23 protein-coding genes and 1 riboswitch are annotated in these 20,932 nt (G+C 43.7%); of the genes, 2 read left to right on the top strand and 21 right to left on the bottom strand.

Translation table 11 applies throughout. The features are described from left to right. Nucleotides 1-50: 50 nt before the first annotated feature. The 11 genes from V1497_RS11050 to V1497_RS11100 form a co-directional block, all read right to left on the bottom strand. Complete coding sequence (locus V1497_RS11050) at nt 51-1,853, bottom strand: ATP-binding protein (RefSeq protein ID WP_349407608.1); 1,803 nt, start codon at nt 1,851-1,853, stop codon at nt 51-53. After that, entirely contained in the window at nt 1,850-2,569 is a 720-nt protein-coding gene (locus V1497_RS11055) for a response regulator transcription factor (protein WP_349407609.1), read from the bottom strand. Before V1497_RS11055 ends, V1497_RS11050 begins: the two co-directional genes overlap by 4 nt. Nucleotides 2,570-2,651: 82 nt before the next feature. Then, entirely contained in the window at nt 2,652-3,842 is a 1,191-nt protein-coding gene (gene ccsB, locus V1497_RS11060) for a c-type cytochrome biogenesis protein CcsB (protein ID WP_349407610.1), read from the bottom strand. A 19-nt stretch (nt 3,843-3,861) separates the two neighbouring features. Then, a complete protein-coding gene (locus tag V1497_RS11065) occupies nt 3,862-5,487 on the bottom strand; it encodes a cytochrome c biogenesis protein ResB (protein WP_349407611.1) in 1,626 nt (541 codons plus the stop codon). 12 nt (nt 5,488-5,499) lie between these two features. Continuing rightward, a complete protein-coding gene (gene resA / locus V1497_RS11070) occupies nt 5,500-6,027 on the bottom strand; it encodes a thiol-disulfide oxidoreductase ResA (RefSeq protein ID WP_349407612.1) in 528 nt (175 codons plus the stop codon). Nucleotides 6,028-6,109: 82 nt separating this feature from the next. Next, nucleotides 6,110-6,829: a pseudouridine synthase gene (locus V1497_RS11075; protein ID WP_349407613.1), complete on the bottom strand. Its 720-nt coding sequence runs from the start codon at nt 6,827-6,829 to the stop codon at nt 6,110-6,112. 220 nt (nt 6,830-7,049) lie between these two features. Continuing rightward, entirely contained in the window at nt 7,050-7,583 is a 534-nt protein-coding gene (locus V1497_RS11080) for a spore maturation protein (RefSeq protein WP_349407614.1), read from the bottom strand. 2 nt (nt 7,584-7,585) lie between these two features. Then, nucleotides 7,586-8,179 carry a nucleoside recognition domain-containing protein gene (locus V1497_RS11085; protein WP_349407615.1) on the bottom strand — a complete coding sequence of 198 codons (594 nt, stop codon included), beginning with the start codon at nt 8,177-8,179 and terminating at the stop codon, nt 7,586-7,588. Then, nucleotides 8,172-9,338 carry a D-alanyl-D-alanine carboxypeptidase family protein gene (locus tag V1497_RS11090; protein ID WP_349407616.1) on the bottom strand — a complete coding sequence of 389 codons (1,167 nt, stop codon included), beginning with the start codon at nt 9,336-9,338 and terminating at the stop codon, nt 8,172-8,174. The genes V1497_RS11085 and V1497_RS11090 overlap by 8 nt, the downstream gene beginning before the upstream one ends. Nucleotides 9,339-9,445: 107 nt before the next feature. After that, nucleotides 9,446-10,015 carry an isoprenylcysteine carboxyl methyltransferase family protein gene (locus V1497_RS11095; RefSeq protein WP_349407617.1) on the bottom strand — a complete coding sequence of 190 codons (570 nt, stop codon included), beginning with the start codon at nt 10,013-10,015 and terminating at the stop codon, nt 9,446-9,448. A gap of 18 nt (nt 10,016-10,033) precedes the next feature. Beyond that, on the bottom strand, nt 10,034-11,128 hold the full coding sequence (locus V1497_RS11100) for a type III polyketide synthase (RefSeq protein ID WP_349407618.1): 1,095 nt from the start codon (nt 11,126-11,128) through the stop codon (nt 10,034-10,036). A gap of 143 nt (nt 11,129-11,271) precedes the next feature. Here V1497_RS11100 and V1497_RS11105 point away from each other — a divergent pair, with 143 nt between their 5' ends. Then, complete coding sequence (locus tag V1497_RS11105) at nt 11,272-11,370, top strand: YjcZ family sporulation protein (protein WP_349407619.1); 99 nt, start codon at nt 11,272-11,274, stop codon at nt 11,368-11,370. A gap of 78 nt (nt 11,371-11,448) precedes the next feature. Here V1497_RS11105 and V1497_RS11110 read toward each other — a convergent pair whose 3' ends face one another. The 3 genes from V1497_RS11110 to V1497_RS11120 are packed head-to-tail and all read right to left on the bottom strand — an operon-like array spanning nt 11,449 to nt 13,213. Continuing rightward, a complete protein-coding gene (locus V1497_RS11110) occupies nt 11,449-11,847 on the bottom strand; it encodes a hypothetical protein (protein WP_349407620.1) in 399 nt (132 codons plus the stop codon). Beyond that, on the bottom strand, nt 11,844-12,458 hold the full coding sequence (gene scpB, locus V1497_RS11115) for an SMC-Scp complex subunit ScpB (protein WP_349407621.1): 615 nt from the start codon (nt 12,456-12,458) through the stop codon (nt 11,844-11,846). Before scpB ends, V1497_RS11110 begins: the two co-directional genes overlap by 4 nt. Next, complete coding sequence (locus V1497_RS11120; protein WP_349407622.1) at nt 12,455-13,213, bottom strand: segregation/condensation protein A; 759 nt, start codon at nt 13,211-13,213, stop codon at nt 12,455-12,457. The genes scpB and V1497_RS11120 overlap by 4 nt, the downstream gene beginning before the upstream one ends. Nucleotides 13,214-13,428: 215 nt before the next feature. Here V1497_RS11120 and V1497_RS11125 point away from each other — a divergent pair, with 215 nt between their 5' ends. Further along, nucleotides 13,429-13,956 (top strand): DUF309 domain-containing protein, encoded by a 528-nt coding sequence (locus V1497_RS11125; RefSeq protein WP_349407623.1) that lies wholly within the window; start codon nt 13,429-13,431, stop codon nt 13,954-13,956. 13 nt (nt 13,957-13,969) lie between these two features. On the opposite strand, the gene V1497_RS11130 is transcribed toward V1497_RS11125, so the two are convergent. From V1497_RS11130 to lysA, 7 genes are all read right to left on the bottom strand, one after another. After that, nucleotides 13,970-14,344 (bottom strand): GNAT family N-acetyltransferase, encoded by a 375-nt coding sequence (locus tag V1497_RS11130; RefSeq protein WP_349407624.1) that lies wholly within the window; start codon nt 14,342-14,344, stop codon nt 13,970-13,972. A gap of 379 nt (nt 14,345-14,723) precedes the next feature. After that, a complete protein-coding gene (gene ribE, locus V1497_RS11135) occupies nt 14,724-15,191 on the bottom strand; it encodes a 6,7-dimethyl-8-ribityllumazine synthase (protein ID WP_349407625.1) in 468 nt (155 codons plus the stop codon). A 69-nt stretch (nt 15,192-15,260) separates the two neighbouring features. After that, nucleotides 15,261-16,454, bottom strand: a complete 1,194-nt coding sequence (locus tag V1497_RS11140; protein ID WP_349407626.1) for a bifunctional 3,4-dihydroxy-2-butanone-4-phosphate synthase/GTP cyclohydrolase II — start codon at nt 16,452-16,454, stop codon at nt 15,261-15,263. Nucleotides 16,455-16,481: 27 nt separating this feature from the next. Further along, complete coding sequence (gene ribE, locus V1497_RS11145; RefSeq protein ID WP_349407627.1) at nt 16,482-17,129, bottom strand: riboflavin synthase; 648 nt, start codon at nt 17,127-17,129, stop codon at nt 16,482-16,484. A gap of 3 nt (nt 17,130-17,132) precedes the next feature. After that, complete coding sequence (gene ribD / locus V1497_RS11150; RefSeq protein ID WP_349407628.1) at nt 17,133-18,221, bottom strand: bifunctional diaminohydroxyphosphoribosylaminopyrimidine deaminase/5-amino-6-(5-phosphoribosylamino)uracil reductase RibD; 1,089 nt, start codon at nt 18,219-18,221, stop codon at nt 17,133-17,135. 199 nt (nt 18,222-18,420) lie between these two features. Further along, nucleotides 18,421-18,570: riboswitch (FMN riboswitch) on the bottom strand. Nucleotides 18,571-18,923: 353 nt separating this feature from the next. Next, the gene (locus V1497_RS11155; RefSeq protein ID WP_349407629.1) at nt 18,924-19,358 is read right to left on the bottom strand and encodes a peptidylprolyl isomerase; all 435 of its coding nucleotides are present in this window, start codon (nt 19,356-19,358) and stop codon (nt 18,924-18,926) included. Between the two features lie 176 nt (nt 19,359-19,534). Continuing rightward, complete coding sequence (lysA, locus tag V1497_RS11160; protein WP_349407630.1) at nt 19,535-20,860, bottom strand: diaminopimelate decarboxylase; 1,326 nt, start codon at nt 20,858-20,860, stop codon at nt 19,535-19,537. Nucleotides 20,861-20,932: the final 72 nt, after the last annotated feature.

Consider the following 20,932-nt stretch of genomic DNA (forward strand, 5'->3'; position numbering starts at 1 on the left):
GCTTTTACCACGTTTGGCTGAACGTGTTCCATATGGAACAAGATTAATCGTCAATTTTTATTTTCTTCATGATCGAAATGTGGAATATGGAAGGAAAATGTCGTCCCTTCCCCTACTTTACTATGAACAGATATTTTTCCTCCATGAGAGTCAACGATATTCTTTGCGATGGCAAGACCTAGCCCAGTACCGGATCGGCCACGGGTTCGAGCTTTATCAGCTTTATAGAAGCGTTCAAATACGAATGGCAGGTCTTCTTTCGGAATTCCGGATCCTGTATCTTTCACTTCAACATACGTCCCATCGGATTGATCCATGACTTTTACTTGAACATGGCCTCCTTTGTTCGTATGTCGAATGGCATTGTCTACAAGATTTGTCATCACTTGCTCTAAACGATCTGGATCGCCGTACATGATGGACGAATGGTCCGGTTTCTGAAGCTCTAGACTGATTTCCCTTTCCTTTGAAAGACCCTGGAACTTCCTTACAACCCGTGGGAAGAATTCATCCACTTTGATTTCCATCTTTTCCAATGAAACGTGCCCTGCTTCCATACGTGCTAAATCGAGCAGCTCATTGACGAGTCTCCCCATCCTCAACGATTCATCATAAATGATTTGGGCGATATCCTTCTTTTCGGCCTCAGTCGCAGCAATATCATCAATGATCGCTTCACTGTACCCTTGGAGCATGGCAATCGGGGTTCTGAGCTCATGGGAAACATTCGCAATGAAGTCTTTCCGCAGCTTGTCATGTTGGCGTTCATCGGTCATATCCCGAAAGACAGCTACTGCCCCCCGGACATAAGCTTGGTTATATAACGGTGTCATAACGACGACCCAGCTACGTCCCTGGAGCTCGATCTCTGTCATCTGTTCCTTCTCCAAGTTCACGACTCTTCGGAAAAGATCATTGATTTGTTCAGGAAGAACTTCTCCTTCGGACTCCTCTTTCATCCCTTGTTCGTAATACCATGCTTGAATGAAACGTTCGGACGGTGGATTCGTCACAAGGATCTTTCCTTTTCGATCGAGGGTGATGACCCCATCTGCCATACTGCTCAAAATGCTCGACAGCTGTTCCTTTTCTTGACTTAGAGCGGTGATGTTATTTTTCAATTTTCTCCCCATCCGATTGAAGGATAAAGCCAGCTCTCCGATCTCGTCATGAGTCAGGATGGGAACCTTCGTATCGAATTTCCCCTGTGCAACCTCAAGTGCCGCTTCACGCATACGTCGTAATGGAGCTGTGATTCTTGTAGAAAGGAAGAATGCGAAAATGGTTGTAAGAATAATGGCAATTCCAGCAGAAAAATAAATGATTTGTTTCGCCTTCTTGTTCGTTTCTTGGATCAGATCCAAAGACTGATAGATGAATACAGCTCCTCTTTCATTTGAACTGAGCTGGACAGGCTTCCCGACGATCAGGATCTCATTCGATTCGGTGTCATTTCCCTCTTCTAATGGAAATGCTCCTTGTACGCTCACTGCCTCACCTTTTTTCAAAACCCTTGAGAGTTCTTCATCCTTCAAAAACAACGAGTATGGAAGAAGCTCCAAATCAGTCTGATCCGAAGCATGCGCAAACCTCAAATCTTCTCCGAGGATGATAATATTGCTGGAATGGGCATCGACTACCGAAGAGACAGTCTCTTCGGAGCTTTCAAACCGGTCATCCTCCTCAATCACTTCAACCAAAGAACCAGCTAGCTGAGACAGCTGGACTTTTGCATTATCTACAATTAAATCTTCAAAGAACTGTAAAAGTAATACAGTCAATATGAATAAAACGACCGAAACAAGCAGAAGGATGGTACCCCAGAGCTTGCCGACGACACTTCTCCAAATCATGAGCGTTCTTCCACCTCGAACTTATAGCCTACCCCCCAAACCGTTGAAATCATTGAAGCGGCATCACTCGATACACGGTTAAGTTTTTCGCGTAAACGCTTTACATGCGTATCGACCGTTCGAAGATCTCCGAAGAACTCATAATTCCAAACATCCTTTAAGAGCTGCTCACGTGAGTATACTTTGTCAGGTGTCTTAGCGAGATAAAGCAAGAGCTCGTACTCTTTCGGTGTCAAATTGATTTCCTTCCCATCTGCCGTCACCCGGTGGGCATCATTATCAATCGTCATGTGGGGAAAGACAAGGACATCTTTGCTGACTGTCTCTGTATGTAAATATTTAGTGGACGTTGAACGTCGTAATAATGCCTTTACACGAAGAACGACTTCCCTAGGACTGAACGGCTTTACAACATAATCATCCGCTCCTGCCTCAAATCCTTGGACACGATTGGACTCCTCGCCTTTAGCTGTCAACATGATGATGGGCGTCGCTTTTTCCCTTCTCAACTTTTCACATACTTCAATCCCATCCATTTCAGGTAACATCAAGTCCAGAAGGATGATGTCAAACTCCGTTTCCAAGGCAGTGCTTAATGCGGTTTCTCCATCTTCTGCCTCGACGACTTCAAAATCTTCCCTTTCAAGGTACATGCGAAGCAATTTCCGGATTCTTTCCTCGTCATCGACAACTAGTACTCTTTGTTCTTTATCCATCGTTCAAACCCTCCTGCATCATACATATCATTTATTGTTACCAAGTGACAAGAAAACCTCCACGAAACGTGAAGGTTTTTTTCTAGGCATACGAATGTAGGCCGGCAATCACAAGGTTCACTGCAATCAAGTTAAACATGATGATAACAAATCCTAGCACACAAAGCCATGCTGACCGTTCACCATGCCAGTCCCTTGTAAGTCGTAAATGAAGATAAGCGGCGTAGAACAAGAATGTAATCAACGCCCACACTTCTTTTGGATCCCATCCCCAGAATCTTGTCCAGGCTTCCTGTGCCCAAATCATCGCAAACACAAGTGCACCTAAAGTGAATACCGGGAATCCGATTGCCACAGCCCGATAGCTGATTTCATCTACTAATTCCGTATTGATATTTTTCAGCATTGGTTTCAGGGAGGCCCCTAACCGCTGGCGTAGAAACAGCCTCAAAAGTCCGTAAAGGATGAGACCGGATAATAAGGACCAGATGAACGTGTTCAGCTTTTTAGGAGCGTCCACACCTTCCATCCATGCTGGGGCTTCAAAGATCGGACCGAAATTGCCTTCCGTCAGCATCTTGCCTTCATGGGGTCCTGCGATTGCTGGCATTTCATATACGAGTTCAGCTTTCGTATCATTTTCATTGACCCATTCGAAAGTTGTTTGGTAATCCATCAAACCAAAGGATATGGAAACAAGAATGAATCCGAGTGTACTCAATAACGTATAAAGGACGAATTCCAACCAACCTGTCTTCTTCGAACCTTTCGATTGATCAATCGTTGCAATCAAATAAATGAGTCCGGCAACGAAAGAAATCGCAAGTATTCCTTCCCCTAAAGCAGCTGTCGTAACGTGGATCTTCAGCCAGTTACTTTGAAGAGCAGGAATCAATGGCTCGATTTCACGAGGAAACATGCTCGCATATGCAATGATGAGCAATGCAATCGGCATCGCAAAAACACCTAGTACGTTCAATCGATAAATTGCATAGATGACAATGAATCCGAGTACCATCATCATCCCGAAAAACGTCGTAAATTCGAATAAGTTACTGACAGGAGCATGCCCGGAAGCAATCCAGCGCGTAATGAAATAACCGAGCTGGGATAGGAAGCCGACAATCGATAGGATATATCCCCAGCGCCCCCACTTGCTCATGGATTCTCCTTTATCAGCTTTCTTATCCGTCAACGCCACAGCAAAGACAGCAGTAGCGATAAAATAAATGATGAATGCAGCATATAAGAGGCTGCTACTTATTTCAGCCAATGTATTTCCTCCTTCCTATCTATCTTTTTCTCTCTTGATCATGCTGATCGATGATTTGATTCAATTGAAGTTTAGACGTGACGTCAGACAATTCACGTTTAATGCCATGCCAATTCTTGTTCGTATGAGCAGCTACCCACACTTCGTCATCCTTCAGCTTCAACCAAATCCGTCTATGATTCCAATATAAGCCTTGTACAACACCAATCATGAAGATGATCCCACCGATGAAAATAATCGGAAGTGTATAATCACGATTGACCGTAAGACCGGTGATGAAATCTGTTTCGACACCATTAAAAGCGATCTTGTATTGATTGTCCCCTGATGCTTCAAGATTTTGCCGAATCCCGATAAAAGCAATTTCACCCTCAGGTGTTTCTGGGGTAATCATATTAAAAATGAAAGCAGGGTTATTTGGATTTGGAGTCTTAGTAGCTGGTTCACCCTGTTCCTTGTTGAAGTAGAAATCCGGATAATAGTCTTTAAGGATGACCTTGTTCCCGTTTCCTAAGTCATATTTGTCTTTAGGATTCTGCAGATCGACTGTAAATTCACCGACCGGCTTTTCCGTTTCCTTGTTCTGAAGCTGGAAACTCATTTCACTCATTTCTTGTCTGTAGTCCACCTGGTAGACGGAAAAACCATCAAATTGCAATGGACGGTTCACCTGGATCGGGTATTCCTTTACTTTCGTAAGGTCCGGTTTAGCCCCAGGCAGCTTTTCCCCTGCTTTATAGAGGGTCACATCACTCTGGTAATTTTTAATGACCGATCCGCCTACTCTTTTGATCGCCTCTGCATAGCGTTCCTCTTCAGGGTCATAGGTTTCAACCACGAATTTTTCATGCTTTAGATAATATTGGTGGTCGGTCCCTTTAATTGCGACCGTTTCGCCTTCTCGGACCCAAATATCCTCGTCGATATACATCCCAGGGACAATCCGCAGCATCGTTCCAAGAAGGAAAATGATGAGACCGACATGGTTCACATAAGGCCCCCATCTTGAAAAACGTCCTTTTTCAGCGAGGATATTACCATTCTCACGACGAACATGATAACGCTTTTCTTTCAATCGAAAAACGACCTCATCCATGAATTGTTCCTCATCTTCAGGTCGCTTCGACGTCCCAAACATTCGCTGTCTTTTCAGGAAGTTATCATGCTTTGAAACTCGTTGATTCTTCAATGAGCGATAAAGTGGAATACCTCGATCGATACTTGCGACAGTTATTGATACCCCGATCAAACCAAGAAGAAGTACGAACCACCAAGAACTATAGAGTTCATGGAAACCTAACAGATAATAGATTTCGCCTAGAACACCATACTCATCTTCATAATAAGCAGCGACATTCGTCACCGTCTTGGGGATGTACATTTTTTGCGGAAAGATCGTCCCGATTGCAGACGCAATCAACGTGATGACGATCAACCATACTCCTACTTTGACGCTTGAGAAGAAATTCCATGTTTTATCGATAAAATTCGTGTTATAGGTTTGGGAACGTCTTGCCGTCCCTTCATACCTCATGTTCAATAATTTTTCATCATTCGTCTCATCTTGGATTGGTTTTCCGCAGGACTCGCAGAGGATCGTTCCGTAGGGATTCAGATGGCCACATTCGCACTTAATCTTCTCCATTTGAACACCCCATTAAGGTTTGATTTTTTCCATATAATTGCGGACGAGTGTGTCATTCAATTCGCCTGTAATCTTATCAATCACTTTACCTTCAGGATTGATGAGATAAGTCGCAGGCAAATTACCGACACCGTATACATCCACGACTTCCCGCTGCTTGTCCAAAACAATTGGGAACGTTAGATTCTTTTTCTCGGCGAATTTTTTAACAGTCAATTCCGGCTCTGCAATGTCCACAGCTAGAACGACGACGCCTTGATCTTTGTATTTTTCGTATTGGCGTTGAATTGCCGGCATTTCTTTCTCACAAGGCGGGCAATATGTACCCCAGAAGTTCAAGAAAACGCCTTTCCCTTTGAAGTCTTCCAGTTCTACTTCATTTCCACTAAGGTCTTTAAGAACGAAGTTTGGAGCTTGATCACCTACTGTCACAGGCTCCTTCTTATCACTGAAAACGGTTTGATAAAGTGTATAACCAAGGGCAAGGGCAATTACAACCAATATGACTGACCGCATCACTAATCGCTGTCGTTTTTTCATATAGGTAATCGCTCCAATCTATTCTTCTACCCTTCCTACTATAACGCTATTTTGTCCAGTATTCATGGGTTTTTTTTGACTTTTATGTGACAGCAAGGTTCCTGAGCTGCTTCACTTCATGAGGGGTCAACGGGCGATGCTCCCCTGCATTCAGACCTTTCAAATCCAAATAGCCATACCCTTCCCGTTTCAGCTTCTCGACTGGATATCCTAATGCCTCGAACATCCTTCTCACTTGACGGTTCCGTCCTTCATGGATGGTCAGCTCGATGATGGCTGTCTGCTTTTTCTTATCCAAGCTTTTCAATTTCACTTTAGCTGGTGCTGTCTTACCATCGTCAAGCTCAATGCCATGCGCAAGGTTTCTCAGCTCTCGTTTAGACGGAATCCCTTTCACCTTTGCGATATAACGCTTATCGATCTCAAATTTCGGATGCATCAATACATTGGCGAAATCACCATCATTCGTCATGATGATCAAGCCGGAGGTATCATAGTCCAGTCGTCCAACCGGGAAGAGTCTTTGCTCGATTTCCGGGAAGAAATCGGTGACCACCTTCCTGCCTTTTTCATCATTAACACTTGAAATGACACCGGTCGGTTTATAGAAAAGAAAATAAACCGGTTCTTCCTTATCAATCGGAACACCATTCACTTCAATTTCATCGGACGGAGATACTTTTGTCCCCAGTTCCGTTATTGTTTCTCCATTCACTTTCACTTGTCCATCCTGGATCAGCTTCTCTGCCTTACGACGAGAAGTGACGCCAGCTTGTGCGATAACCTTTTGTAATCGTTCCATGCTTTCACCTCATTCTCAATCATACTCTTCGGGTGTTCAATCTTCAAGTTTTGGTAGGAGTCTGTCATCAACATTTCGTTACCGTTATTGAGGACTTCTCTTTTGATAGGGATGAATAAGGCTCTTTCCATGCCACAAAATCTTCTTGCCACAAGCCCGACCACAATAAAAGAAGGTGCCCCTTCTAAAGGCACCTTCTTCAGAAAAATTGGATGTCTACCTAGCTTCCAAATACGAGGGTGACGACGATGATCGCACTGATGATACCGACTAAATCTGCAAGAAGACCGACCTTCAGAGCATCACCCATTTTTTTGATACCTACTGCCCCAAAGTAAACCGTCAGAATGTAAAGGGTCGTGTCTGTACTCCCCTGCATGGTTGAGGCAAGCCGGCCAATGAAGGAATCAGGACCGTGGGTGGCAATAAGATCGGACGTCATCGCCAATGCACCTGTACCAGAAATCGGACGAATCAAAGCAAGAGGTACAATATCAGAGGGTATCCCCACAGAAGATAAGAACGGCTGGATCAGTGAAATCATGAAGGCCATAGCCCCAGATGCTCTGAAAACCGTTATCGCAACAAGCATACCTACGAGATATGGAATGATAGAGACCGCGATGGAAAAACCCTCTTTCCCGCCTTCTACAAATTCTTCATAAGTCGATACACGCTTGATCGTTCCATAAACGAGAACGAACCCGATCAAACAAGGCATGATCCAAATGGATACAGTTGAGACCACTTCCATATCTACAGCCTCCTTTTCCGGATTCGCCTACGATAAAAGTAGCGGTCAATTAGGATCGCAGCAATTGTTGAACAAGCAGTGGCAATTAGTGTCGTACCGACAATATCCGTTGGTGACACAGAATCGTAATTCATCCGGATTGCTATGACCGTCGTCGGAATGATTGTAAGGCTGGACGTATTGATCGCCAAAAATGTGATCATCGAACGACTCACTTCGTCACGATCCTGATTCAATTTTTTCATTTGTTCCATCGCCTTTATCCCCATTGGTGTAGCGGCGTTCCCAAGACCAAACAGATTCGCGACCATATTGGAAAGGATATAGCCCATTGCTGGGTGATCTGGCGGTATGTCAGGAAACAGCCTCCGGACAAGCGGACGGAACAAGCCTGTCAATCGATTCAGAAGCCCTGCTTTTTTGGCGATATTCATGAGACCGAGCCAAAAGACGAGGATACTGATCAAGCCTAAGCTGATTGTGACCGCTTCCTGGGCACTTTTAAACAACACCTTGTTCACTTCTTCCATCGTCCCATTGATCGCTGCATAGACGATGCCAAATACGAACATGAAGGCCCAGATCAGATTAACCATAAGGCACCGTAATCATGAAGAATTTCGTCATGACACCTTTGACGGTATCCCAAAACGTCTCTTCTTCCAGCTCCCGGTAGGTCCCTTTCATATATAAAGGCATGGATCCGATCTCTTGCTCATCTAAAAAGATTTTCACCTGACCGACTGGAGTGGGTGGATTTTTCCATTTCCCCTTTGAAGGCGGTCTTTTCAAGTGAATTTCATTCTTGACGAGATCACGCTCTTCTTCTGTCAATGGATAAAGAAAACTTCTTGCAGCTTCAACTTTACCTTTGTAAGCTTCATGTGTAAGGCCATCAATCGTCCCTTTTTGTACGATGGAAAGAAGATCGTATTCATTGAAGGCCCAGTTATAAAGGTTCATATGGTCGTTCCAATCATCTCCATCGTTCAGGGTTACCGCGATCAATTCCATGTCCCCTTTTGAAGCGGTTGAAACGAGTGTTCTTTTCGCGCGTTTCGTATAACCGGTTTTTCCACCCGTCGTATACTTGTACATACGAAGGAGCTTGTTCTTGTTCTTCCAGATCCGGTCCCATTTCTCTCCTTCTTGCGGGGCTCGATGGGTATCCGTCCCGGCGATCTTCCGGTATTCCTTATTCTTCATGGCGTATCGTGTTAACAGGGCCATATCATATGCAGTGGAGTAATGCTTCTCACTGTCATCAAGACCGTGCGGGTTGGAAAAGTATGTATTGTCCATCCCTAGTTGCTGCGCCTTTTCATTCATTAAGTAAACGAAGCCTTCTAAGCTCCCTCCCACATGTTCTGCGATCGCTACCGCTGCATCGTTGCCTGAACGAAGCATCAAACCATATACAAGATCTTCAAGAAGGATTTTCTCTCCTCTTTTCAAATAAATGGACGACCCCTCAGCTCTCGTTGCACGTTCACTCACTTTGGCCTTTTCATCCATTTTCTTTGACTCGATGGCAAGGATCGCCGTCATGATTTTCGTAATGCTTGCGATTCGCATCGTTTCGTGTTCCCGTTTTCCATATAAAACGCGACCCGATTCTTGTTCCATCAAAATGGCACCTTGTGCATGGACACCAGGACCTGCCCCATGGGCCTTATTGATTGGAGGAAAAATCAATGATAATAAAAGAAAGGCTAATCCTATCCGGAGTCCTTTATTTATGGTGGCTGCAATCATAACATCCCGTCCCTTAGCCTGTTTTGTACAAGTTTATGCTGGAAAGGACGGGTTATGAAAAAATTATTAATTAACATAATATTATTATTTTATATTAAGTTGGCGGGTCAGGATTGATTTGGATCGGTAGACGGGAAAAAGCGGGGTGTTTCTTTAAAGGTAGCACTGTAGTCGGATTGCTGGGATAGTGCCGCTTCTTCTGCAGGGATACGGACGAAACGAATAAGAAGTGCATTCAGGAATGTAAAGAGGATCGATGTGATGAAAGCATGAAACATTAAGGGGATGAGGAACAACTCCAGAGCAACGATGACATAATTGGGATGGCGCATATAACGGAAAGGACCTTTTTTGACGACTTCAGAACCTGGGAGGATGATGATTTTCGTATTCCAAAATGGGCCGAGAGACTTGATGGTCCAAATTCTTAAAGCTTGAAGCACGATGAAAAGAATAAGGAAGTATGGAAATGCAGGCGAAGGGACAAATCCGTTCAAATATGCCTCAACAGCAAAAGAGATCAAAAAGGCAGTATGCAGGATAACGATGTATTTGTAATGACCAGGGGCGAATTCCATGGCTCCTTTCGCTTTCATGATCCTTTCATTTCTTCTTGCAATGAACAATTCTACGATACGTTGTGCAACTAAAAAAATAAACAGATAAAAGAAAATCATTTTTTTACCCCCAATCGATTATTCATCCCATTCCAATAAGACGATCTCCGAACTGAATCCAGGTCCAAGTGCCATCAGGATTCCTTTCTCTCCAGAACGGATCCTTTTTTCCATAAATCGATTTAGCACATAGAGGACAGTCACCGAAGACATGTTCCCGTAATGCTTTAATACTTCGAACGCATCCTCAAAATATGAATCTGGAATGCCGAGAGCCGTCTTATAAGCGTTCAACACTTTTATTCCACCAGGGTGTGCGACAAAATGCTTGATGGCGTCGATCTCCAACTCCTGATCCACTAAAAACTGGTGGATGGTCGGATACATCCAACGGTCAACAATCGTCGGTATATCCTTGGAGAACACGACATTCAATCCATTGTCCTTTACTTCCCAGCCCATCACGTCTTCAGAGTCAGGCATCAAATTCGATTGAGAGGCAATCGTTTTCGGATAAGGGATCCCCATCTCCCCTACTTCATTCGTCTTCACCTCTTCACCTACAATTAAAGCTGCCGCTACACCATCTGCAAACAATGACGTTCCAATCAGATTGCTTTTCGAAAAGTCGTCATTCTGGAAAGTAAGACTGCAAAGCTCAACACAAACAAGCAATACTTTTGCATCTGGATAAGCGATACAATAATCATGGGCTCTGGAGACCCCTGAAGCACCGCCTGCACATCCCAGCCCCCAAATAGGGATGCGTTTCGTATTTTTAGAGAATGGCAGAGCATTCATCAACCTTGCTTCAATACTTGGCGTAGAAAATCCCGTAGAGGAAACGAAAAAGATGGCATCAATTTCATGATAAGGAAGCGGATGTTCTGAATAAGGCCCTCCTGAAAGGCATCGTTCAATTGCCTTTACACTGTATTCGATGGACTTTCCAATATAAAGATCATTCTTCTCCTGTAAAGAATGAGGTTGTTTGTACCAGTTAACGTCCTTCACGAAATGGCGTGATTGAATCTGTCCATTTTCAAATGCTTTTAAGAGACGATTGATATTTTGGAAATGACCACTGAACATCTCTTTTGCAAACTCGACGGTCTTATCTTGTTCTACTCGATAGGATGCATCACACGTGCCCACTGAAAGTATGTATGGCATAAACCGGCCCTCATCTCATTATGATGTTATCAGTTTGTACCAATTTAATTGAATTATGTAAAAAAGGGCATCCGTCTAGTCCGCCTATTAGACGGATACATATAGTATGGGTAAATGACTTCATTTTTTGAGGAGGCGATTCGATGTCAGATGGTATTTCCAGCGGTTTCATACTTGTCGTTGTATTGTTCGTCCTATTAGTTATCATCGGGGTAGCTGTGGTTTCAGGCTTCAAGGGATAAAAAAAGCCGATCCTTCTGGTGTTCACCTCTTTTGTATGTAAAGAAGGTAAACTACGGAAAGATCGACTCTATTTTCTTTTAGCCGACGGACAAAGTTGCTTCCCCATTGCTATGAATGGTTTTTACGATGTTTTTCAGCGCTTCGATGTCCACTCCATCAAACAGGGTGGCAAAATCAGATTCCTCATTGATGTAGACCCGGGTGCGCTCTTGAAGCTCCGGCCTGTTTATTAACGCCTGAATGGCAATCACTTCTCGAAGATGGATGTCCTTCCCATCCACTTCAAAGATCGGATCTGCTTCAAATGGCGTAAGCTCAGCCATTTTTTCTTCGAAATATCGGACGTACAAGACAGATAGAGTTTTGATCCGACCTTTGTCTACTTTATAGTGCACGGTGGAGCGATTAAAGAATTCTTCTGGAGAGTTGGATTTTGATTTCTCAAGCACTTCTCCTTCAAACGACGTTATGATCATACCTTTTCCTCCTGTTCCTCTGCATTTGTTTCTAAAACATTATGGAAGTTTTCAAAAAACAAATCGGCCTCTTCTTCAATGGACTGATCTTGCGATTGATCAGGCAAGGCAGGTAAGTTTTCAATCGATTTAAGACCGAAATACTCGAGGAATTCTTTTGTCGTTCCATACAGGATCGCACGCCCTGTCCCTTCTGCTCTTCCCACTTCTTTTATCAAGTGCTTGGAAGCGAGGGTCTGAATCGGCTTTTCTGTCTTGACCCCTCGTATATCTTCGATTTCGGCCCTTGTAATCGGTTGCTTATAGGCGATGATGGCCAGGGTTTCCAGTGCTGCTTGAGACAATGAGCTAGTCGTGGGTGACTCGACGAATTTCTCATAATAGGCGACATGCTTCGCTTTGGTCGTAAATTGATATCCCCCGGCAATTTCAACTATTTCAATGCCACGGTCATCAGACTGGTAATCTGTCATCATTTCCTGGATCAAGGAATCTGCAGCTTCGATTTCAATGCCTAAGACATCCGCTACCTGTCTACTCTCTAAGCTCTCGTCACCGACGACAAAGAGAAGCCCTTCTATGACCGCTTTTTGCTCAATTTTTGTCGTCATTGTTTATCCTCCTTCACCAGCTGAATCGTGATATCCTTGAAATTTTCATGTTGTTCACATTGGATCTGTCGCGTTTTCATCAATTCAAGAATAGCAAGGAAGGTCACGACCATATGATCTCTGCTCGGGTAAGGGAAAAGCTCTTGAAAGGTCTGGACCCCATTACGTGTGTGTAATTGGTCCACGACCTCTGCCATTCTTGTTTCAATCGGGATATCCTGACGATCAATCTTTGTCTGCGGTCTCTTTTTCAATTTCTTGTTATCAAAAATGGATTGGAAAGCACCTACAAGGTCATAGATGGTAATTCCTGATACAGGATTCACGTTTTGTTGATTCCCTTTGAATTCATCAAGATTGCTGGGCGGTTTTGAAAAGGTCAAGCTCTTCTTACTTTCATGTTCCCTTAAATAAGTAGAAGCTTCTTTAAATTTACGGTATTCAATCAATCTCCGGACCAATTCTTCCCGAGGATCTTCCTCCATCTCCATTTCCATTTGTTGATCATAATCTTCCTCTTCATGTTTTGGGAGGAGGGTTTTACTCTTGATTGCCACAAGCGTCGCGGCCATCACCAAGTATTCACTTGCCACATCCAGCTGAAGTTCTTTCATGGTATGTATATAATCCAAATATTGTTTTGTAATCTGTGAGACTGGTATATCATATATATCAATCTCGTAGCGGTTTATAAGATGCAGTAATAAATCGAGAGGTCCTTCAAATGCATCTAACCGGACATTGTATTGCGTCATGTATTGTTCACCATTTTCATATTCGATTCACAAACGGATCAAACATTAGACTACACCACTAAAAAAGGCTTTTTCGTAACGTATGTCCGCTTTTTACACTCTCTAAAACATGTCGATATTATAGCATAACGTATGCACCATCACAATTTACCATTTTTGTTCCATTATCATGATATGATAAACTGATTAATAGCTTATGAAAGCGGGGGAAAACCATGTATCCAAAACCATACATCGATTATCTGGTTCATTTTCATGGCTTGAGAGACTATTTTGAGTGCCATGAAATTCTAGAAGAGCATTGGAAATCCGTTCCTGAGGACCAAGCGAAGAAACATTGGGTCGGACTGATTCAAATTGCTGTATCCCTCTATCATCAGCGAAGAAAGAATTACTCAGGTGCACTACGTATGATGACGAGTGCAGCCAACATCATCGAGAAAGAGCAATCTGAAATTGAGGCACTCGGTCTTGATGTTGATGTCTTACTCTTGAAACTGCAAGAACGGATTGTGGAAATCGAAAACCAACAACCTTATGAAAGCTTCAACCTTCCAATCAAGGATAAGACCCTTCTTGCCCGTCTCGAAAAAGAGTGTGAAGAAAAGAACTGCACATTTGGAATTCCAAGTGACATGGACGATGATTTTCTAGTGAACAAGCATACATTGCGAGATCGCCAGCCTGTCATCAATGAACGACTTGAACAAAAGGCTCTCAGAAAAAAGAAACGGGAAGGATAATCCTTTCCGTTTCTTATTCGTCCTTGTTGAGCTCCACTGGACCGTCTTCACATTTCTCATAAAATGAGCTTGTTTCAACATTTGCAGTGAGTTCATAATTGTCTTTTAAGGTCTTTCTGACAGCATCAACCATCTTCTTCCCGATCCCTTGATGGCGATGGGATGGATTTACACTCAAATGCTGCAGCTCTGCTTGTCCATCATCCAATTTCAACCCGATGATCCCGATGATGTCTTCATCCTCTTTCCACATGAAAAGTTGGTGATCAGGTTCGGTTTCGTATTGCTTCACGGTTTGCTGCAATTTTTTAACTTCCTTTTCATTCGGCATGAACGAAAGAAGTCCCATCGCAATTTTTTCATAATTACGTTTATATCGAATTAACATAAATTCTCCCTCATTATCGAAATAACTTTCCTACGAGTGACAAAAGTAAGAGGACTGAGACGATGATCACTACGATGAATAATATGCGTTCTTGCTTTTTGTTGTTCATCTTTATCCAACCTCTTATGCGGAACATGAACGAAAAAAATCACAAATCACAATTATTATAGCGAAACTTCATCCATGTTGCTAATTTGTCCTAATTCCGTTTTCAGTATAACATTCTACAAGAATAGTTAAATACCTTTATCCACCCTTACGTAAAAAAACATGTTCATGATTTTGTATACTCAAAGGATGTGATTCCAATAATGGGCTTGAAAGTGCTCTGTTGGATAAGCCTTTCCTTAATGAATGGATTTGTTAAAGTTAACTGTTATTATTTAAACGATCGACAGAGGTTGCCCATCTCGATTGCGGAAACGGCAGCTTCCCACCCTTTATTTCCTGCTTTCGTGCCTGCACGCTCGACAGCTTGTTCAATTGAGTCTGTTGTTAAGACGCCGAAAATGACCGGTAGCCCCGTGGACATCGCGACACTTGATACGCCTTTCGATACTTCATTGCAAACATAATCAAAGTGCGGTGTAGACCCTCTGATGACGGTTCCTAACGTTATAACAGCATCGTATTTGTTTGATTCTGCCATCTTCTTGGCAATCAACGGAATCTCAAATGCACCAGGAACCCATGCAACATCCACATCTTCTTCATTAACTCCGTGACGCCTCAACGCATCTTCAGCACCTGAAAGCAATTTACCTGTAATGAATTCATTGAATCGACCGACGACGATCCCGACCTTTAATCCTGTTCCTACTAATTGTCCTTCAAACGTATTTCCCATGTTCATTGACCTCCTGTTAAATTGATGGTGTTTTTAAAGTATACTTCGTTATCTGATCGTGCGTTTGTTTTAAAAATGCAGCATGTGGCCTAACTTGCTATGCTTCGTACGTAAATATCTCTCGTTTTCATCTCGGTGTGGCAATTGTATGCCAACGCGGTCCACCACTTCCAACCCATAGCCGCTCAATCCTTTGATTTTACGTGGATTATTGGTCAAAAGTTTCATTTTGGAAATGCCGATGTCGCGGAGAATTTGCGCCCCGATCCCATAATCCCTTAAATCAGGAGCAAAACCTAATTTTTCGTTCGCTTCAACCGTGTCATAGCCTTCTTCCTGAAGCTTATAGGCTCTCATCTTATTCAGAAGTCCGATACCCCTTCCCTCCTGCCTCATATACAGAAGAACACCGTGACCTTCCTTTTCGATTTGTGATAAGGCAGCATGCAGCTGCGGACCACAGTCACATCGGTAGGATCCGAACGCATCTCCTGTCAGACATTCTGAGTGGACACGGACCAAAGTCGGCTCGTCCGGAATGATTTCTCCCTTAACGAGAGCGACGTGTTCTTTTTGATCCAGGATGTTGGAGTATCCGATTGCTTTGAAATCGCCGAATACCGTCGGCAATTTGATTTCGATTTCTTTTTTGACGAGCTTATCCTTCCTGTTACGGTATTGGATAAGGTCTTTGATCGTGATCATTTTCAAGTCGAATTCATCCGCTATTTTCCTCAGCTCCGGCACCCTTGCCATTGTGCCATCCTCATTCATGATCTCACAAATGACACCTGCAGGTTCAGCTCCCGATAGTCTTGCGAGGTCAATCGCCGCTTCAGTATGACCGGCGCGTCGTAATACGCCGCCTTCCTTTCCGACCAATGGGAATACATGTCCCGGTCGTTTAAAATCTGATGCGACTGATTTCGGATCCAATAAATAACGGATCGTCTCAGCACGCTCTTGAGCGGAAATGCCTGTAGTTGATGTTTTATGATCAATACTCACAGTAAAAGCTGTTCCGTGGGGATCCGTATTGTGATGGACCATTGGACTCAGCTCCAACTTATTGGCCAGTTGTTCCGTAATCGGGGTACAGACGAGCCCGCGGCCGTGGGTCACCATGAAATTTATGATTTCAGGTGTCACTCTGTCTGCCAAGGCGATAAAATCCCCTTCGTTTTCTCTGTCTTCATCATCACATACAATGACGACATTTCCTTGCATCAATTCATAAATCGCTTCTTCAATTCGGTCAAACATTTATGTCACCATCCTTAATGTGAACGATTAGAAACCGTGGTCTGTCAAAAATTCTTTCGTCAAATTACTTTGTTGAGATTGTTCTGCTCTTCTTTGCAGCAAATTATCCATATATTTCGCCAACATGTCACATTCGATATTGACGAGATCGCCTTCTTTTTTGTGACCGAGTACCGATTCTTCTACTGTATGAGGGATGAGAGACAGTGTAAACGTATTTCCAGATACGCCGAAGACTGTGAGACTCGTTCCATCGACAGCTACCGAACCCTTCATCATGAAATAAGGGCTCAACGCTTCCGGTGCTTCGATTTCGTAATAGATGGCATTGTGCTTTGGCGTTCTTTTTACGATTTTCCCCACGCCGTCAATATGACCTGAAACGAAATGACCACCGAATCTTCCGCCGGCTGCCATTGCTCTTTCCAGATTTACTGCATCACCGGCACCCAGCAGTTTCAAGTTCGTGGCTTTCAAGGTTTCCGGCATAACGTCGACAGTAAAATGGGATTCTTTGAAGGACGTAACGGTAAGGCAAATCCCGTTAACAGCGATACTATCCCCTAAACGGACATCCTCCAGCACTTTCGTTGCGCTTATGGTCACAACATATCCGTTATTGGATTCTTGAACGGATTGGATTTTTCCTAACTCTTCAACGATTCCGGTGAACATGGCTCAACCCTCCTTCAAAACGGATATGATTTTCAAATCATCACCAAGTTGATTGACTGAAACGATTTCAAGTTGAACGGCTTCAGCCATCGTTTCAATCCCTTCTCCTCCTATGACAGAAGGACTCTTTTTGCCCCCGATCAATTTGGGAGCGATATACGTAATCATTTCTTGAAAACACCGCTCTTTCATAAAGCTTGCATGAACAGAAGAGCCTCCTTCAACAAAAATCGATGTCACACCTTCTTCAACCAACCGTTCCAATAATGGATAAATCTCAATAGATGGACAATCAAGTTGGATGATGCGTACATGATCCCTTCTGAGGCTTTCAATTCGTTCTGTTGGCGCACTGCTGCCTGCGATTATGATGGTTTCGGCTGCTCCATCATGAAGAACCTTTGCGTCCTCAGGAATACGGAGGTTCGTATCAAGGATGATACGAATCGGGTTTCGGCCCCCTGATGGGAGACGTGTTGTCAGCTGGGGGTCGTCCTGGATAATCGTATTCACCCCAACAAGAATGGCATCATGCTCGTGACGGTACTGATGGACGTCCAGCCTCGCATCTTCACCAGTGATCCATTTGCTATCACCGGAATTTGCAGCTGTCTTTCCATCTAAACTGGATGCAGCTTTCAGGGTCACGAAAGGAAGGTTTGTTTTCATGAAATGGTTGAAGAACCGATTCAAAGAAATGGCTTCTTTCTCCAACAAACCGACATGTACGTCAATGCCAGCATCCTTCAACCGTTCGACACCTCTTCCGGCCACAAGTGGATTCGGGTCAAGCGTTGCGATATACACCCTATGGATGCCTCTTTCAATGACGAGATCGGCACAAGGCGGGGTTTTCCCGTAATGACTGCACGGTTCAAGAGTGACGTACATCGTTGCCCCTTCAGCTTTATTTCCAGCCATATTCAATGCATGAACTTCCGCATGACCTTCCCCAGCTTTCAAGTGTGCCCCAAGGCCGACAATTTCTCCGTTTCGTACGACCACTGCACCGACTTTTGGATTTGGAGATGTTTGACCGGCAGTTTGTTCGGCCATCCCGATTGCAAGCTTCATATAACGTTCGTGTTCCATCCGCTCTCCTCTTTTCACAACTGACGATGATCTTGAAATAAAAAACCCCGAAAATGCAATCTTGCATCTCCGGGGTATTAGGGTATAAGAAATAAGCCTTAGCTTTTAGGACACTGAACGAATGTTCAGAAAAAAAGCATAAGGAACGTACAGGCACATGTGCGATGCATTCGTACATTGCCCTCTATACCTGTTCTTATAAATCCTTCTCCCATCCAGACTATACTGTCGGCTTCGGAATTTCACCGAATCCACCGTTACAATGATCATTGCAACGGGTCACGGACTGAAAAGCAACGTTCGCTTTATCACCGCCGGTTGGGAATTTCACCCGACCCCGAAGGATATGTGTGTTGTATGTATTCAATGTTACTCTTTATTTCCCGCATACGCAAGGAGAATGTACCAGTAGATTGTGTTTGGAACACGATGTGGGTTTGTTGTTCAGCCTGATGTGAAGATCATTTTTGTTTTTGTAGATAAATTCGATTTTTTGTAGATAAATCCAGATTTTCGTAGATAATTTCTGTTTTTCGTAGATAATTTCGAATTCTCGTAGATAATTCCGTTTTTTTGTAGATATGATCTGATTCTGGGCCGTTCGCGTTATCAAAATGGCGTCCTCCAGTGCAAAATCGTCCTTCCAACAATAAAAAAGACCGATTCTCTTTGGAATCGGTCCTCTGACTTACATTTTTTCATTTATTCTTCCCAAACTTTAACTTCTTTCATTACATCGCCGTTTTGTGTGCGAAGTACAGAATCCAATCCTTCAGTCACTTGACCGAAAACGGTATGTACACCGTCTAGATGTGGTTGGTTTTCATGTACGATGAAGAACTGGCTGCCACCTGTATTTTTACCGGCATGAGCCATGGACAAAGCTCCTGGCTTATGCTTGTGTGGATTGCCTTCTGTTTCACAATCGATCGTATAGCCAGGTCCACCTGTACCTGTTCCAGTCGGGCAGCCTCCTTGAGAGACGAATCCCGGAATCACACGATGGAATGTCAAACCGTTGTAAAAGCCTTCGTTGGCTAATTTTTCGAAATTGGCAACTGTGTTTGGTGCTGCTTCAGGGTAAAATTCAATAAGAACCTTTTCCCCGTTCTCAAATTCGATACTTCCTTTTTTCATGAATCAAATCCTCCTCATCATTGGCACCACCATTACGCTAAAAGAAAGCGAGTGTGGCACCTTATCGTGAAAGTGACCTGAAACCGGATATAAGACATTTCCGGTCACCCACAAGTAGTTTCATTGTATGACGTTTTCATGAAGAAGTAAAGGAAGAACCGTACCGGGAACGATGTCTAAAAGCTTGATACGATTGACTTTTTCAACGGACGATCCAAGTGTACGAGATCACGGTAGGTTTCCCTTTCAACGACAAGCTGCGATTCACCATTCTCGACAAAAACGACAGCCGGACGAGGTACCCTGTTATAATTGTTTGCCATCGAATACCCATAAGCACCCGTACAGAACATGGCGAGGATATCCCCTTGTGACGTTTTCGGAAGAGAGATGTCATGGATGAGCATATCTCCGGATTCACAGCATCTTCCTGCAATGGATACGAGCTGTGTGTTCGGCTGCATGAGACGATTTGCCACCACAGCCTCATATTTGGCTTGATACAGTGCAGGTCTTAAGTTATCTGTCATGCCTCCATCCACAGCAATATAATTCCGTATTCCTGGTATTCTTTTTTCTGATCCGATCGAGTATAATGTCGTCCCCGCTTCTCCTACGATGGATCGCCCTGGTTCGATCCAGATCTCAGGCATAGCCATACTCGTTTTCTCAACTTGAGCTTCAACCTCATCAATGAGAGCGTTCATCATCTGTTCAATTGAAACGTCTTGATCGGCAGAGGTATAAGGGATGCCGAAGCCTCCACCTAAATTGACGACAAGTGGTTCGTAGCTGTATGACTCAGACCATTGCTGCAACTGATTGAACACCTTCTGGATCGCCATGACAAAGCCCTTTGCCTCAAAAATTTGCGACCCGATGTGACAGTGGATGCCCAGCACGTCGATGCGATCTGACCCAAGAGCCTCCTGCAGGGCTTGATCCGCCTGTTGACTGACGAGATCGAAGCCGAACTTCGAGTCCTCTTGCCCTGTTAAGATGTAATCATGGGTATGTGCCTCGATTCCTGGAGTGATTCGTAAAAGGACTGGGACTGTACAATTCATCTGTTCTCCTAATTCCTTTATACAATCCAGTTCATAAAAGTTATCGACGACAATACACCCTACACCTTCTTGTATCGCCATACGTAATTCTTCCATGCTCTTGTTATTGCCATGAAAATGTATGTTCTCAGTTGGAAACCCTGCTTGTAAAGCTGTGTATAGCTCTCCGCCGGAGACGACGTCGAGGTGCAGACCTTCTTCTTCCATCAGCTGGACCATGGCTACACTTGAAAATGCCTTACTGGCATATGAAACTTTAGCGTCTACCCGACGTTCTTTGAATGTCGTTAGGAATGCTTTGGCTTGCTGACGAATCTTTGCAACATCATAGACGAATAACGGTGTTCCATATTCCTTAGCCAATTCAATCGTATCGACACCTCCAATTTCCAAGTGTCCCTTCTCATTCATTTTCCCTGTCCCCAAGAATACCATTACAATTCTCCTCCCTCGATTTAAGAGAGAGCCTATAAACTGATAAAAATACAAAAAACCAGTCCATGTAGA

Source organism: Pseudalkalibacillus sp. SCS-8 (assembly GCF_040126055.1).
Lineage (GTDB): Bacteria > Bacillota > Bacilli > Bacillales > Fictibacillaceae > Pseudalkalibacillus > Pseudalkalibacillus nanhaiensis.